The sequence below is a fragment of the Malacoplasma iowae genome, assembly GCF_900660615.1.
Taxonomy (GTDB): domain Bacteria; phylum Bacillota_I; class Bacilli_A; order Mycoplasmatales; family Mycoplasmoidaceae; genus Malacoplasma; species Malacoplasma iowae.
The window spans coordinates 901,947-918,426 of sequence record NZ_LR215023.1; the positions used below are offsets into that span (position 1 = coordinate 901,947).

Annotated in this window: 16 protein-coding genes; 1 reads left to right on the plus strand and 15 read right to left on the minus strand. The window is 24.9% G+C overall.

Annotated features, from left to right (window positions below; translation table 4 throughout):
- Window positions 1-103 precede the first annotated feature (103 nt).
- Genes EXC57_RS03555 through gmk form a run of 3 tightly spaced genes read right to left on the minus strand, consistent with a single transcriptional unit; the run spans window position 104 to window position 2,659 of the window.
- Window positions 104-874: a protein phosphatase 2C domain-containing protein gene (locus EXC57_RS03555; protein ID WP_004024848.1), complete on the minus strand. Its 771-nt coding sequence runs from the start codon at window positions 872-874 to the stop codon at window positions 104-106.
- Window positions 875-878: 4 nt separating this feature from the next.
- Window positions 879-1,946, minus strand: a complete 1,068-nt coding sequence (gene rlmN, locus EXC57_RS03560; protein ID WP_004024847.1) for a 23S rRNA (adenine(2503)-C(2))-methyltransferase RlmN — start codon at window positions 1,944-1,946, stop codon at window positions 879-881.
- Complete coding sequence (gene gmk, locus EXC57_RS03565) at window positions 1,946-2,659, minus strand: guanylate kinase (RefSeq protein WP_004024846.1); 714 nt, start codon at window positions 2,657-2,659, stop codon at window positions 1,946-1,948. The genes rlmN and gmk overlap by 1 nt, the downstream gene beginning before the upstream one ends.
- Here gmk and def point away from each other — a divergent pair.
- Window positions 2,601-3,167 carry a peptide deformylase gene (gene def / locus EXC57_RS03570; RefSeq protein ID WP_040538211.1) on the plus strand — a complete coding sequence of 189 codons (567 nt, stop codon included), beginning with the start codon at window positions 2,601-2,603 and terminating at the stop codon, window positions 3,165-3,167. The two genes, gmk and def, sit on opposite strands and share 59 nt — an antisense overlap.
- Window positions 3,168-3,322: 155 nt before the next feature.
- Here the strand turns inward: def and EXC57_RS03575 are convergent, their stop codons facing one another.
- From EXC57_RS03575 to EXC57_RS03630, 12 genes are all read right to left on the minus strand, one after another.
- The gene (locus EXC57_RS03575; RefSeq protein ID WP_129692650.1) at window positions 3,323-4,297 is read right to left on the minus strand and encodes an IS30 family transposase; all 975 of its coding nucleotides are present in this window, start codon (window positions 4,295-4,297) and stop codon (window positions 3,323-3,325) included.
- 958 nt (window positions 4,298-5,255) lie between these two features.
- Window positions 5,256-5,681, minus strand: a complete 426-nt coding sequence (locus tag EXC57_RS03580; protein WP_004024734.1) for a hypothetical protein — start codon at window positions 5,679-5,681, stop codon at window positions 5,256-5,258.
- A 9-nt stretch (window positions 5,682-5,690) separates the two neighbouring features.
- Window positions 5,691-6,647 carry a thioredoxin-disulfide reductase gene (gene trxB / locus EXC57_RS03585; protein WP_129692651.1) on the minus strand — a complete coding sequence of 319 codons (957 nt, stop codon included), beginning with the start codon at window positions 6,645-6,647 and terminating at the stop codon, window positions 5,691-5,693.
- Window positions 6,648-6,660: 13 nt separating this feature from the next.
- Window positions 6,661-7,749: a prolipoprotein diacylglyceryl transferase gene (gene lgt, locus EXC57_RS03590; RefSeq protein WP_004024732.1), complete on the minus strand. Its 1,089-nt coding sequence runs from the start codon at window positions 7,747-7,749 to the stop codon at window positions 6,661-6,663.
- A gap of 45 nt (window positions 7,750-7,794) precedes the next feature.
- Complete coding sequence (hprK, locus tag EXC57_RS03595; RefSeq protein WP_004024731.1) at window positions 7,795-8,694, minus strand: HPr(Ser) kinase/phosphatase; 900 nt, start codon at window positions 8,692-8,694, stop codon at window positions 7,795-7,797.
- 12 nt (window positions 8,695-8,706) lie between these two features.
- Window positions 8,707-9,366 carry a hypothetical protein gene (locus EXC57_RS03600; RefSeq protein ID WP_004024730.1) on the minus strand — a complete coding sequence of 220 codons (660 nt, stop codon included), beginning with the start codon at window positions 9,364-9,366 and terminating at the stop codon, window positions 8,707-8,709.
- 130 nt (window positions 9,367-9,496) lie between these two features.
- Entirely contained in the window at window positions 9,497-10,150 is a 654-nt protein-coding gene (locus EXC57_RS03605) for a hypothetical protein (RefSeq protein WP_004024729.1), read from the minus strand.
- The gene (rbfA, locus tag EXC57_RS03610; protein WP_004024728.1) at window positions 10,151-10,498 is read right to left on the minus strand and encodes a 30S ribosome-binding factor RbfA; all 348 of its coding nucleotides are present in this window, start codon (window positions 10,496-10,498) and stop codon (window positions 10,151-10,153) included.
- Complete coding sequence (gene infB / locus EXC57_RS03615; RefSeq protein WP_004024727.1) at window positions 10,491-12,335, minus strand: translation initiation factor IF-2; 1,845 nt, start codon at window positions 12,333-12,335, stop codon at window positions 10,491-10,493. The genes rbfA and infB overlap by 8 nt, the downstream gene beginning before the upstream one ends.
- An 11-nt stretch (window positions 12,336-12,346) precedes the next feature.
- Window positions 12,347-12,619, minus strand: a complete 273-nt coding sequence (locus EXC57_RS03620; RefSeq protein ID WP_004024726.1) for a DUF448 domain-containing protein — start codon at window positions 12,617-12,619, stop codon at window positions 12,347-12,349.
- Window positions 12,619-14,346: a transcription termination factor NusA gene (gene nusA, locus EXC57_RS03625; protein WP_129692652.1), complete on the minus strand. Its 1,728-nt coding sequence runs from the start codon at window positions 14,344-14,346 to the stop codon at window positions 12,619-12,621. The genes EXC57_RS03620 and nusA overlap by 1 nt, the downstream gene beginning before the upstream one ends.
- A 135-nt stretch (window positions 14,347-14,481) precedes the next feature.
- On the minus strand, window positions 14,482-16,350 hold the full coding sequence (locus EXC57_RS03630; RefSeq protein WP_004024723.1) for a hypothetical protein: 1,869 nt from the start codon (window positions 16,348-16,350) through the stop codon (window positions 14,482-14,484).
- Window positions 16,351-16,480: the final 130 nt, after the last annotated feature.

Here is a 16,480-nt window from a genome sequence, read left to right on the forward strand (position 1 = left end):
CATCCATAAATAAAATAACTACAATATATTATAACAATAAATATTTAATAGATAAAAAACTAGGACTTTAAAACCTAGTGTTGTTTTTGTCCTAGTCCATAATTTAACTTTCTTTTAATAAACCAAAATAAGAAAAAGAAATGTTATCATTAGATCCATTTGTTATTGCATTACTAACTAATTCATCTGTTATAACTTCTTTATTTGTATCATCACTAATTATGTCAAACAAATTGTTTAGCTGGCAAAAATTATAAAAACCATCTGATGCTAAAAAAATAAAATTGTTAGATTTTAATGGAATGCTTAAATAATCATATTTTTGTGCCATTTCTGTAGAAGCTGAAATTGAATTAGTAATACTATGTAAGTGCTTTTTATATTTCATTATTTCATCATGAGTTAAATTTAAATTTAACAAATGATTTAATAAATTGTGATCTTCTGTTAGTTGTGTTGCTTCTTTTTTATCAATTAAATAAGCTCTTGAATCACCAATTCAAAATACATGAACTTCTTTTTTAATAATTAAAGCCAAAACTAATGTTGTAGCCATATTCATATGTCTACCATTATCTTTAATGTGTTCTTTCATAATCATTTTGGCTCTTACTATATTTTTTTCAAATCATTTTTTAACATCAATAGAAATATATTCAAGCGACAAAAAACTTTTAGAAAAAACTTTAGATACTATTTCAGATGCTTTGTCACTTCCCTCATAACTTCCAACACCATCTGAAACAATTAATAAAGAATCAAGTACTGAATTAGTGCCAGATCAAGCATAATCCTCATTTGTTTTTCTAATAAAGCCAGTATCAGATTTATTAAAAATAATTCTTTTTTCATTCAAACTTTTTGCTATTTTCATAAACCTATAACACTCCAAGTCTTTTACTTCTTAATTGACCACAAGCAGCATCAATTGATGAGCCTTTTTCTTGTCTAATAGTACAAGTAATACCACTATTTTTTAATATATCATAAAACTCTTTGCATTTCTCGCTTCTAGCATATGAATTCTCAAACACTGGATTATAAGGAATTAAGTTAATGTATACCAACCTATTTTTAAACATTTCTATAAGTTCATAAGCATGTTCTTTTTTATCATTTAAATCCTTGATCATGATGTATTCAATTGTTATTCTTCTATTTGTTTTGTTCAAATAATAATCAATTGCTTCTAATAATTTTTCAATATTAAATGCTGCATTAATTGGCATTATTTTATTTCTGATTTCATTATTAGAAGCATGTAATGAAATTGCTAAATTAACTTGATTATTTAAATCTGCTCATTCTTTAATTCTGTGAACTAACCCACATGTAGAAACTGTAATTTTTCTACCACCAATTCCTAGTCCTTTTTGTTCTTTAATAACTTTCATAAATTGAACTAAATTATTAAAGTTATCAAATGGTTCTCCAATCCCCATTACAACCATATGGGATAAATTTTCGCCTTTTGTTTTATACAAATATTGTTTAGCTAATAAGAATTGTTTAATAAACTCACCAGTACTTATATTTCTTACTTTTTTAAGCAAACCTGAGGCACAAAATTTACACCCCATATTACAACCAACTTGTGAAGTCACACAAACACTATATCCATAATCAAAAGACATTAACACAACTTCAATAAGATTATTATCATGAAGTTCTAGTAAAAATTTTACAGTCCCATCCTTATCCTCTTGAATTGTGTTTATTTTAATTTCATCAAAAAAATAATTTTGTTTCAAAAAAGAAATTGCTTGTTTAGATAGGTTTGTCATTTTGTCAAAATCATCAATGTCTTTTTTGTAAATTCAATCATAAATTTGATCACCAACATATGACTTAAAGCCACTAGCTACTAAATTGTCTTTAAGTTCTTGTAATGTTAATGAATATATAGAAACAAGATTATCATTTTTTATATTAGTATTAACATTCATTATTTTTCCTTATTAACTCTATAGATGTCACCTAAAATAATTTTTTTCATTTCAATAGCTGCTCTTGTAGCATCATCATTTAAAACAACATGATCATAATCTTTTGTCATTTTAATTTCTTCTTTTGCTCTTTTGATTCTCATTCTAATTTTTTTTCTGTCTTCAGTGTCTCTTTTCTTTAATCTTCTTTTTAATTCTTTGATTGAAGGTGGAATTATAAAAATTGATACAAAGTCTTCTCTTTTAATTTTTTTAATTACATCAGTTGCACCTTTAACTTCTATCTCTAAAATAACATTTTTACCTTTTTCTATTTGTTCATAAACTTTTTTAAGAGGAGTACCATATTTGTTTTTAGCAAATTCTGCTCACTCTAATAATTCATTGTTTTCAATAGCTTTTGTAAATTCTTCGTCAGAGACAAAAAAATAGTCAACTCCATTCATTTCACCTTCTCTTGGTTCACGAGTTGTCATTGAAACACTATAAGATAAATTTAATTCAGTATCATTAATAAATTGATCAATTATTGTTTTTTTTCCAACGCCACTTGGGCCACTAATTATTATTATTAATCCTTTTTTATTCACAAAAGCTCCATTATTTGTTTTAATATTATTAATTGTATAAGAAACTTTATCTAAGGTATATAAAATGTTTAAAAAAATAACTCCAAAATCAGAATGATTAGTATTTGATGATAATCCCATCATGAAGCAAAAAGTCGAAGAAGTACGTTTACCTTTAAACGAAGAAGATAAAGATGTTATTTCGAAAATGATAAGTTATATAGATGCTTCATATGATGGAGAATTTAATAAATATAAAATAAGACCTGGAATTGGGATAGCTGCCATTCAACTTGGTTATCCAAAACAAATAATCTATATTCATTTAGATCAAGATGAAACAGAACATAAATATTTATTAGCTAATCCAAAAATAATCAAACAATCTTTAAATAAAGCATTTCTTCCATCTGGAGAGGGTTGTTTATCTGTAGACAGAGATGTTAAAGGATTATCAATAAGAAATGAAATTGTAGTTGTTGAAGCAATAGATTTATTTACAAATGAAAATATCACAATCAGAGCAACTGGATTATTATCAATGTGTTTACAACATGAGATTGATCATAACAATAACATTTTTTATTATGACAGAATAAACAAAGAAAAACCTTTTTATAAAGATAAAAATTGAAAAGAAGTTGATAGATAGTTTTTAACAAATTAGTACACTAATTACCAAGCAATTTTAGTTTTACTATTATTATAGTCAAAACCAATTGCTTCCCTAACTGACATGTGAAGTGCAACACTTCAATGTTACATTAAACTCTCGACTTTGAAATATAAGTTGAGAGTTTTTTTGTTTTAAATATTTTCTTGATACATTTGGTAAGCTGTTTTATAACCAAACATTTTTCTTGGGATGTTGTTTACTTTTCATTCAAGAGTTTTTATTTTATCTTCACTTACTAAACTGAAGTCAGTTCCTTTTTTATATCATCTTCTAACTATCCCATTTATGTTCTCGTTGGACCCTCTTTGGAATGAAGAATAAGGTTGGCAATAATAAACTTTAAAGTTGAATTGTTTTGCAGTTATTCCCATCATTTGAAACTCTAACCCATTATCAACAGTGATGCTTTTTATTGGGAGTTTTTCATCTCGAATAATGGTATACATTTTAGCCATCATTGATCTAGCGTTCTTCCCTTTTATTTTTCTAATAATTGCCAACCTTGTTTTTCTTTCCACTAATGTCAATAAGTGGTAATAACCACTTTGCCTTTTACTAACTATTAGATCAGCTTCTCAATGTCCAAATTCTTTTCTATTGTTTATCTTTTCTGGTCTTAGACTATAAGGAATGCAGTATTTTCCATCAATTTTAGAAAATATACCTATTTTTCTTCTTTTTCCTTTAACATATTTTCTTCTTAAACAATCTCTTCTTTGTATCTTTCAAATCTTGCTATTGATTCATCTAAATACTTGCCTAGCACTTGGAACTTTAACTAACGGATAGTTTTCTTTTATTCAAAAAATTGTAGCTTCTACACCATGAGATTTAGGATTAAATTTTTGAATAAAAAGATCTGTGAAGTTTTTGTACTTCAACATAAAAAACATATGACAATTTGATTTTCTTCTAATGTATTTTTTGTGAGCAGTTGATGAATAATAAATCCCTGTTGAAGATGTGTTTCTTTTTAATTCTCTTGATATTGTTGATTTGTTTTTATTTAAGATTTTTGCAATCTTATTCATAGAATATTTTTCTTTATTTCAAAGAAAATAAATTAAGCATCTTTCTTCTTTTGTTAAATCTTTATAAGTTTTCATAAGCACTCCTAATATTCATTATCTTTTTATTAGTGAACACTTACAAACAAAACAAATGAAGTGCACACTCTTTTTTGAGTGTTGCACTTCACATGTCAATCGAGCAAGCAATTTTAGTTTTACTATTATTATAGTCAAAACCAATTGCTTGGTTTTATTTTCTAAAAAATAACAAGCAAAACACTTGTTTAGTTACTATAGAAAAATTATTACCAAAAATATAAAAATAGAAAAAAAATAAATATTTTAACTTTTTTTATAAAAAAGCAACAAAAATCAAAAAAATGAAATATAATAATAATGTTTCATGTAGGTCTTATTTGTTAAATTTTACAAACATTTTGTTTGTAAAAATGAAATGACATATTTTATATAACTTATTATTATATTAAAATTATTTTTTTCATATCTTACAACCATAGGCCATCTCCCTTTCACTTATTTATCTATCTATAAATACATGAAACGAATAAAAAGAGAACTCATCACTCTCTTTTTTTTATTTTACTTACAACCCATAACAAAAATTAATTGTTATGGGTTTTTATTTTTGTTCTGTAACAAATTAAATTAATAAAACTAAATATTGAAAAAAACAAATTCTATAAAAGATTTAATTTATATTTTTATTTATTAAATTAATTAAACATAAAATAAAAAAAACTTCCCGATCAAGAGGAAGTTTATAGATAAGGCCATTGCGCAAATTAAATAGTGTTATTTATATTCCGCCACACTCTGGGATAGTTAATATATAGTGATCAGAAATATATTAACTAATATCGGTATCTTATAAGACATTAATATTTTAACAAAAAAACCAAAAAATAAAAACTATTTTTATTAAAATATTAAATTTAAATCAAAAAACAATTAATTCATTACATATATTTTTAAATAGTTTAAAAATACAAATATAAAAAATAATTATTAGAAAAGATATTGAATTAAATAATTGTTATTCATAAAAATTTGGTACTTTAGTTGTTTTACAAATTCTATATGTTCCATTAATGTATTTTTTAAAAAACATTATGGGTTTTTCATAGTTTGTAAATAAAACCATCTCAAGATCGTTTATTTCACTAAAATAAAATCTAGACATTTTTAAAAGACTTTCATTTTCTTGGCTATATTTTTTAGTATCAACTAAAAGTCATACATTTTCTAAAATATGGTTTGAAGATTTAATATAACAAATTACATCTGCTTTGATTGGTCTAGAATTGCAATATAAAGTTTTATTAACATCAATGTCAACATAACTTACTTTTTTAGATTTTAAAAAATCAATTGCTTTACTAAGTGATTTTTTATCTTCACTTTTCTTTATTAGTTGGTTTATATCACCTCTGGCATTTTTTTCAAGTTTACCATTTCTCACTATAATCACCTATTCAAATTTTTCTTCAATAAATTTTTTAGCAGATAAAGCAGCTATTGTCCCATCAGAAATAGCAGTTGATATTTGTCTAATATTTTTTGATAAAATATCACCAGCACAAAATAAACCTTCTACATTTGTTTGCATATTTTCATCAACAATAATGAATCCATTTTCATTTTTAACATCTAGCTTACCTAAAAAATTGTTAACAGGTATAAAACCAATAAAAGGAAAAATACATTCAACTTCTTTAATTGATTCTTCGTTTGTTAAAACATTTTTAATTTTTATTGAATTAATTTTTTTTCCATCACCTATAAATTCAAGTGGAACAGTATCTAAAATCAACTCAATTTTTTTATTATTTTTAACTTTTAAAACAACAGATTCATCAGCTCTAAAGCCTTGTCTTCTATGAATTAAATAAACCTTCCCAACAATATCAGCTAAAAATAAAGATTCTTCAAGAGCTGTATTTCCACCACCTATCACAGCAACAGTTTTGTTTTTATATAAAGCAGCATCACAAACAGCACAATATGAAACTCCTCTTCCATAATATTTATTTTCACCTTCTACACCAAGTTTTTTTTCACTCATTCCACTTGCAATAATTACAGCTTTTGCATACCTTACCATATTATCACTAGTTGTTATGTGAAAAATATCATTAACTTTAAATATGTTGATAACTTCACCATAAATAAATTTAGATCCAAGGCTTGTAGCTTGTTTAAAAAAATTCATAGCTAAATCTGGGCCATTAATTTGTTCAAAACCAGGATAGTTTTCAACAAAACCAGTTTTAACAACTTTACCACCCGGAGTATCTTTTTCAATAAATGCTGTTTTTAAATTTGCTCTTTGTCCATAAATTGCAGCGGTTAAACCAGCAGGTCCACTTCCAATTATAATAAGATCATAAAAATGCGGATTGTTAATATAGTTAGTATCAACTCTCATAAATTCTCCTTAATTAATGATTGTTATAAAATAACATTTCTTCTTCACTTCTAGTGAAAGCAGGTGGTTTTAAATAGCCATAAGTTTTAGGTTTTTTTATTTCTTTTTTATTATTTGAGTTTGATAAATTATTTGTTCTAATTGATTTTCAATTATTAAAATTTAAATAGTATTTAGTTTTCACTCACAGCATAAACAAAACTTTTGTTTTTCTATTTTTAGCAATAACTAAATGATTTAAAACTAACAATGTAATTCCAAAAACTATAAATAAAACAGAAGTTACAATTGATGTTACAAAACCAAACTTACTATCTCTAAATGGTTCCATAATAAGTCTTATAATTCCATAGAAAATGAAATATGAAATACCTATATCACCAGCTTTTCTAAATTTTATGAATTCAAATCCAAAATATAAAATTAAAAAAACTCAAAAATTTGAAAAAGACTCATATAAAAACAATGGTTGACGGAAAGAACCATCAATAAACATATTATAATAAACTCCTGGCATTACTGTTTTTAATCAAGCAAAACTAACTTCTGGATTTGTAACAATAGAACCATAAACTTCTTGATTAAAAAAATTACCTCAACGACCAATAATTTGGCCTACAAGAATACATGGAATAATAGCATCTGCATAAACTCACATTGATACTTGTCTTACATATGTATTGTTATTAAAACTTGTTTTTACATTATATTTAGGTTTTCTTAATATATATGGGAATCAAATACAAGCAGCCAAGACAGTAAACATTACCCCACCTTGAATTGCAAGTCCACCACCTTGAAAATCCCAATAATCAACAAAGAAGTTACTACCCGGTTGAACTTGTGCGTCACCGATTATAAAACTTCATAGCCTAGCACCAAGAATAGAAACTGGAACACCTATAAAAATAAAATAAAAGAAAGGATCATATGGAACTTTATATCATTTAGCTAATTTAACACAAGCTAAAATAATAGCCAAAACAAATCCTATAAAAATAAAAATACCATACCATCTAACCTCTAAGGTTCCAAGTTTAAATGCCACTGGATCTAAAGCATTTAAAACTGATGATGTAATATTAGATAAGTTTCAATCCATATGTGTCCTCCTTTTAAAATTTATAGGTATAAGATAAATATATCATTATTTATTTGATTTTGACTTTTCATCAAAATCTTTAAAGGAAATATATCCTGATTCTATAAGTTTAAAATTAGCAACTATAACTTCAATTAAATCAGAAATCTTTTTACCACTAGTAACAGGTATTAAATAATATGGTAGTTTTATACCTAGTATTTCTTTATATTGTAAATCAGCTCCAAGTCTTTCAATGTTATGAACATTATGTTTAAATTCAACAAGCTCAATAACTATATTAATTTCTGAATTTGGTTTCACTTTTTCTATACCAAACAATCTTTCAACATTGATTATTCCAAGTCCTCTAACTTCCATAAACCCTTTAGAAAACTTTGGAGGAGAACCGATTAACTTGTGGAAGACTTTACGACAATCAACTGCATCATCTGAAATAAACATATGTCCTTTTTTGATTAACTCAGTAGTTGTTTCAGATTTACCAACACCAGAATTACCAATAATTAAAACACCTTTACCATATATTTCCATTAAGTTACCATGAAGTGTAACTATTTCGCTTAAAGCTTCAGCTAAAAATATATTTATAAGAGTATTGATTTCAGATGATGATGAATTTGTAGCCATAACTGTAACATTATATTTTTTAGATAATTCAATTAAAATTGGAAATGGTTTAAATGATCTTGATAAAACAATTAGAGATGGTTTTAGTTTTAAAATTCTCTCTAATTTTTCAGTTACTATATTTGTATCATATTGCTCTAAATAATTAAATTCTTCTTTCCCTCACAATACTATAGCTTTTATATCTGTGTGAGAAAAAAAACCAGCAAATTCTAAACCAGTTCTTGTAACCCTTTGTGAAACAATAGGTTTTAATTCTCCTTCATTAACAATAGGGTAATCAAATTTATCTTTAATGTCTTTTCAAGTTATCATATTTTTCTCCAGTTAAACAGCAAATAACAACCCTATAGGAAGTGATAATAAAATAATCGGAAAAATTCTAGAGCTATCTGAAGATATAGAATAATTAATAACTCCAAGAAGTAAAAGTAATCCAATAACTGCAATTCCTATTAATAATAAATCAATTAAAATTACGCCAACAATTTTTAATACTTTCATATTAATTTTTCCAAATGAAGCATTAATTGTTCTGTCTTCATTTTCTAGAATTTTTTTAATTCTAGAGTATGTAGGGTATCTTGCTTCTCTGAAAAAAGTTTTTATTCTAATGCTTAGTTTTTCTTTTTTTTCTTTTGTTTGTTTTTTGTTAATTTCTTCTAATTCTTTTTGTTCTTCTGAAACTATTTTTTCTAATTCATCGATTTTATTTTTTAAGATGCCAAATTCTTTGTTTTCTAGATAGTTTTGAAGTTCATTAATTTGGTTAGTTATTGTTTGCTTATCATTTTTTTTGAATAGTGTTTTTTTATTTAGCTCAACCTTTAGGTCATCAATTATTTTATTTGTTTTTAAAATTATTTCTTGTTGAGCTTTTTCTTCTTGTTGTTTTTTTAGTTCAAGCCCTTCTTTAGATTTTTTTTGATTAGCAATTTCTTTTTTATTATTTGTTTTATTTTTTTTATTTATATTTACTTTTGCCATAAACTAGCTCCAAAATATATCCATTCAATTATAAACAAAAAATAGGTTGACTTAATAACAAAAAAGTATCTATTAAATAAGCACATAAAAAAAAAAAAAAAAATACTCTTTGAAAAATCAAAGAGCTTTTTTATGCAATAGGACTAAAATTATTTACTCCTGCAAAAATTACCGATGACATTGGTAACACACAAATAAATAATAAAATTGCTATTCCTATAAATGACATGTTAACTAAGAAAAATGATTTACTTCTATGAACACTATTTATACCCACAAACCATGAAGCCAATAGATATATGTATGGTATTGGGATTAAACAGACTATTATCCCTGAAAAAATAATAGTTGTTTGATTCATCGCTAAATTAAGATCAATATATGCTCACTTGTGAGAAGTTGATCCATTAAACTGTGTAGCTAAAAATCCCATTACAACACAAGCATATGCAAACAAAAATAAACCTATAACAATAAAAGATATTCAAGAATCTTTTACAAATTTATCATCTCTTAATTTATTATCAAAACCTTTAGCTTTTGATTTTGAAGACAATGATCTTTTAGCTAAAAAATCTTTTTCTCTTTTTTCTTTTAAAAAATCTTTTTTAGTTTTTTCAAACTTTTCAAAAAACGTATTATTTGCTTCACTTGAAACATGGTCATCTGAAATATCTGAATAATTATTTACATCTTTATTAACGGTTTCATTTTGATTATCATAATCATTATTTTGATTTGCTCTAGGAGCATTCCCAAGATTATTGTTCTTATTTTCTTTCATTTATTGCTCCTTAATTTTTCTAAGTATATCTTCTATTATTTCATAATTTTCCGAAGCATTATCTTTTACAAATATAAGATTTGGAACTTTTCTTAGTGTTAATTGCATAGATAACATTTTTCTAAAAAAACCAGTTGCTGAAGTTATCTTTTTTAAAACTGCATCAGTCAATTCTTTTGGATAGCAACTTATATATATTTTAGCAATACTTTTATCATTTGTTAATCTTACATCGACAATAGTTGCCTTTTTAATTAAATCATCATAAATTTCTCTTACAATTGTTTCATTTATGATTTCTTTAATTTGTGATTCTAATCTCTCAATTTTTATCGTTTTACTATTCATGAGTTTTTTCTACCATTTTATATATTGTAACAATATCGCCAACTTCAAATGAATTAAAATCATCAACAGTAAAACCACACTCTTTACCAGCACTTGCTGATGATATAGATTCTTTACCATGTTTTAAAGAAGATATTTTTTTATTTTCTACAATTACTTCTTTATTTCTAATAAGTCTAACTAAACCATTTCTTATTATTTCCCCGCTTATAACCCTACAACCAGCAATCGTTCCAATTGATGAGTGAGTTCAAAGTTGTTTAATTTCAACTTGTCCAACTTCAACTTCTTCAAATATTGGATCAAGTGTACCTTTTAACATTTTTTCAACATCATTTTTTACTTCATAAATAATATTAAATACTTTAATTTCAACATCCATTGAATTAGCAAATTCAATAACTTGTGAATTTGGTTTCATGTTAAAAGAAAATAATTTAGCTTTAGCTGTTTTTGCTAAATTCACATCTGATTCAGATATAGCTCCAACTGATGATCTTATAATATTTATTTTTGCTCCTTCAACTTCAATGTCACTTAATGTTGCTTTTAAAGCTTCCACTGAACCTTGAACATCTGCTTTCAAGATTACATTTAGTTCTTTAATTTCTGATGAATCTTCTTTCTTTAAAGAAGTTAGTTGATTTAAAGCTGCAAGTTTTCTTTTTGTAGTGTTTGCTGAAATCTTAGATGCTAAATCTTTAATTAATTTTTCATCTTTTGTAACAATTCATTTATCACCAGCATTTGGAGCACCATTTAAACCACTAATTTTAACTGGCATAGATGGACCAGCTTCTTTCAATTCTCTGTTATGAGAATCTAGCATTTTTCTAATTTTTCCTCAGTATTCACCAACAAGGATATAATCACCAACTTGTAAAGTACCACTTTGAACTAAAATATTTGCTACAGGACCTAATCCTTTATCAACATAAGCTTCTATTGTTACACCATTAGCAAGACGTTTTTTATTAGCTTTTAAATCCATCATTTCAGAAGTTAAAATAATTGCTTCTAATAATTCATCAATACCTTGATTATTAAGTGCTGAACCTTTTACAACAATAGAATTTCCGCCTCATTCCTCACACATAACGCCTTTATCAGCTAATTGAGATAAAACCTTTTCAACATTAGGATTTGGTTTATCCATTTTGTTAATAAAAACAATGATTGGAACTTTAGCATATTTCGCATGGTCTATTGCTTCTTCTGTTTGTGGTTTTAAACCATCATCTGCTGCAACAACTAAAATAACTATATCAGTTAAATCAGCACCTCTTGCTCTCATTGATGAAAAAGCTTCATGACCTGGAGTATCAAAAAATGTAATTACATTATTTTTTCAATTAACTTGATATGCACCAATATTTTGTGTAATACCACCAGCTTCATTTGATGCAACATTAGTTTTTCTAATTGTATCTAAAAGTGTTGTTTTACCATGGTCAACATGACCCATAATAGTTATTATAGGGGGTCTTTTTTCAAGATCTTTTTCATCATCTTTAATAACTATTTGTTCAAAGAAATTATCTTCATTAATTTGAATTTCTTTTCTAAAGTCATATCCTAATTCAAGACAAATTTCCCCCATTTGTTCTTCAGTTAAAATTGTGTTTAAATTACAAGCCACACCTTTAAGAAATAAATATTTAATAATTTCTGATGATGGTTTGTTTAGTTTAGAAGCAAATTCACTAATTGAAAGCGGTTCAACATAAACAAACACTCCATCTTGTATTCCTGTTTCAACCTTTTTAAATTGTGATTTTAAGTCAAAACTTTTTCTATTATCTTTTTTGTTATTTTTGTTATTACCGTTCTTTTTCATGCTTTACCTCACTATTTGAATAATTCTTTTAAAATATCAAGTTCATCATCATTAATTAAAACCTTAAATTTTTTATTAACTATTTTAACAATGTTCTCAATTTGTATTTCTTTCAATTTATCAATATGAAAGTAAATAGATTTACCTTTATATTTGTTTTTTAAATCAACATAAACTTTGTTAGATGATTTTACATATGTGATTTTGATTAACTCATTTTTGTCAAAAGTCTTTTTTAATAAAACACATTTTCTAAAAACTTGTTTATCATTTTTTTTATTCATTAGTCTAGATCATCATAATCTAAGTCATCAATATCAATTGTTTCAGCTGAATCATCATAATCATCTTCTGAAACATCAAATTCATCAAAGATGTTAACTTTTTCTTTTTTTGGTTTTTTAGAACTTTTTACATTGTGTTTTACAATATCATCTTTTTCTTTTGTATTAGGTTCATCAAAAAAATCATCTATACTTTCAGAAGAATTGTTGTACGTTTTTACTTCTTTTTCTTCTTCTTTTTCTTCTTGAATTATTTCAGCTTCTGATTTAGTTTCTTCTGTTGAAGAATTTTCTTCAGTTGATTCTGATTCTTTATAATCATTTTCATTAACAAATGATTTTTCATTATCAATATCTTTTTTGCTGATGAATACAACTTCATCTTCATCATCTAATTCAACTTTTTTCTTTTTCTTTTTAGAAATATCATTTGAATTAAGAAGTTTTTCTACATCCTCATCAGTTAAAGAATCAATTATACTATTAGATGAATTTCAATTATCATCATAGTTTGAATTACCAAGATCATCTGAAGAGTAGATATTATTGTTATTAAGTTTATTTCTTTGATTTCATTTATTGTTGTTATTGTTTCCAACATTAACTCTTCTTGAATTTCTTTGCGGCAATAAAGAAGACACATCTTCATAATCAATTTTGTCTTCAATTGCAACAGCCTGTGTAACTATATCAATATTTCATTTAGTTAACATAGAAAGCAATTTAACATTTACACCCATCTTACCAATCATTTTTGCTAAATCTTCATCATCTTTACAAACTATAGTTACATATTTAACATCTGGATCATCTTCATCATCAGTTATTTCTAAACCTATAATTTGTTCAGGGCTTGTAGCATTTATTAATAATTGCTTTGGATTTTCATCATATAAAAATACATCAATTTTTTCATTATTTAATTCTTTTGAAATATTTTTAATTCTTTCACCTTTATTACCAACACAAGTACCAATTGCATCTATATTAGGGTTATTAGTTTTAATAGCAACTTTTGCTTTATTACCAGGAACTCTGGCAATAGCTTTTATCTCTATTGTTCCATCATCAATTTCTGGAACATGAGTTTTTAATAGGAATTCTAATAATTTGTTATCTGTTCTAGAAAGAACAATAGGTCAACCTTTAGATTCTTCTTTAACATTTTTGATAAGAAAAGCATATTTTCTACCAGCTTTTATGTCTTCATTAGGAATTTGTTCAGAAGGTGGCAAAACCCCCATAATTGAATCTTCCATTTTTACTTCAACATATTTTTTTTCTACTTTATCAACTTCTCTAGAAACAACTTTACCAACATCATCTTTGAACTTTTCAAATATTTTAACATTTGTTATTTCGTTCATTTTTTGTTGAAAAATACTTAAAACATGAGTTGCTACTCTTCTTTCAAATTTATCAATATTGATTCTAAGTTTATAAATGTCATTTAAATTAATTTTAGGATTTTCTTTTCTTGCTTCTTCTAAAGTTATTTCAATATCATCATCAATATCATCTTCACTTTTATCAACAACAGTTTTTAACTCATATAATTCTAAAAGCCCTTTTGAATCATCAACAATAACTTCAACATTAGAGTCTGGAAATTCTTTTAAATAAGCTTTTTCTAAAGCATATTTAAAAACTTCAATAACTCTATCTTTTTCAATAGATTTACTTTTAGCTACATCATCTACAAGTGTAAAAATTTTTGACATGTTCATTTTATTTTCTCCTAATAAAAACAATAAGTAATAGGTATTCCCTATTACTTATTGCAGTAACTACATTAAAATAATACAACAAAAGTTAAAAAATAGTTATTTAATTTGCAATATAAAGATTCTAAAATTCTTAATTTATTCATTAAACTCTTTTGGTGGTTGGTTTGGAATCCAACCAGTTAAGCTTTGATAGTGATTTTTAAAATCTATTGTTAAAAATCATTTATATCAATTTGATTCTAAAGTTGTAGACTCAAAATTTTTAATAATTTCTGATTTTGCTTTGTCTTTATTTTCTTCATAATAAATTTTTCAATCTCTATAAAGAAGATATTGTTCTAATAAATAATCTTTGTATAAATAGCCATACAAAGGGTCACTTGCTCCAGGTTTGTGTGATCAATCTTCATATTTGTAACCAACAACACTTTCAAACAAATGAGGAAAAATTGACATTTCAAAATATATTTCTTTGAATAAATCAAATTGTCTAATATATTTATTTGCTAAATAAATTTTAAACATATTTGAATCTTTTGCTTTTAATCAATATTCTTTTTCAATTAAATCTAGTTTATAAATCAATTCTTCTTCAGTAAGCATAGAAAATTTATTTTTTAATTTATCACCAAGAAAAACTAATCCATTAATTTTTTCATCATCTTTATAAGCATTCAATATTTCTATACTTTTATTTATTTTCATATCATTGTTAAATAATGAATTATTAAAGACATTAATAAATTTAGATTCTTCTGAAAAAATATAATTTTCTATAAAGAAATTGCTTTTATAAGCATTAAATTCAACAGCATAACATATTTTATTGAATATATTTTTTAACATTTCATTTTTTTGTTCATTACTTAAGTTATTTTCACTTGTGCCTTCAATTTTATAGATTAATTCTTTAATATATTGATCTATTGCAAACTGCCCCTTTTGTTTAACTTCTTCAGGTAAATAATTATTAATTTTGGATTCATCAAATCTTTTATCTGCTTTCTTATCTCAATCACCAATTTTATTTACAACAAAATCACCTTTCAATTTTATTTGTGATTTGTCATAAGAATCATCAAAAATTGGTTTTGTTAAAATAACTCAATTATATCAATATGAATTTGTAGTTAAAGGACTTATTCCATATCAATTTAAACAATCAACAATTAAACTTATTTCTTTATATGTTCTATATAAAATAACAATTTTATCATCATCATAAATATTATTGTTTTTCATTGAAGCCAAAGATTCTAGATGCTTACCATAAGATATATTAAAATTTTTTTCATATAAATATGGAAAAATAGCTATTTCTTTTTTGTATTTATAAATAATATCTAAAAAACCAAAAGTATTAAAAAATTGAGATATTTTTTGGTAGTTTTGTTGGGGAATATCTTTTGTTTTGATTCATACATTTTCTAATTTAGAAACAACATCACCAATTCCTTTTTCGTTTAAAGATTCTGTATATCTTGCCTCAGCTATTGTTCTTTCTTTTGTTATATTCATTATTTGGTTTCAATTAGAGGTAGAAAATCTTTGATCTAAAATATTTTTATTAAATTCGTTTAAAGCTTCTTCAAATGTTAATTCATCATTTAAAACTTTTGTAGATAAACTTTTAATAAGTTTAACTCTTTGGTTTCAAACAGTATTAATTAGCGAAATAGTTTTTTCATAATTTTGATAAACTTCTTGTTTACTCATTTGATTTAATTCATTTTTAAATTCCATTAAATCTTTTTTGAAATAATTAATTTCATCTTGATTTGGAATATTTTTTTCACCAAAGAAAATTTTCTCTTGTTCACTATAATTTTTAAAGTTTATAGGATTATTATTTTCAATATCATTATTAGAACCATTTTCAGGTTTAGATGGGATTTGTTGGTTATTGTTTGTTGTTGAATGATTTGAACAAGATAACAAACTTGTTGATATTGCAATTAATGGTACAAATGAAAATAACAACAAAAATGTTTTTTTATATCGCATAAACTTTAACTCTCCATGTTATACAAACTTAACAATAAATGCTAATGTGATTTTATTTTATGTCTGATACAAAACACTGTCAATTTAACAAATAAAAATACATTTAAACCTAACCTATTATTAAAATGCA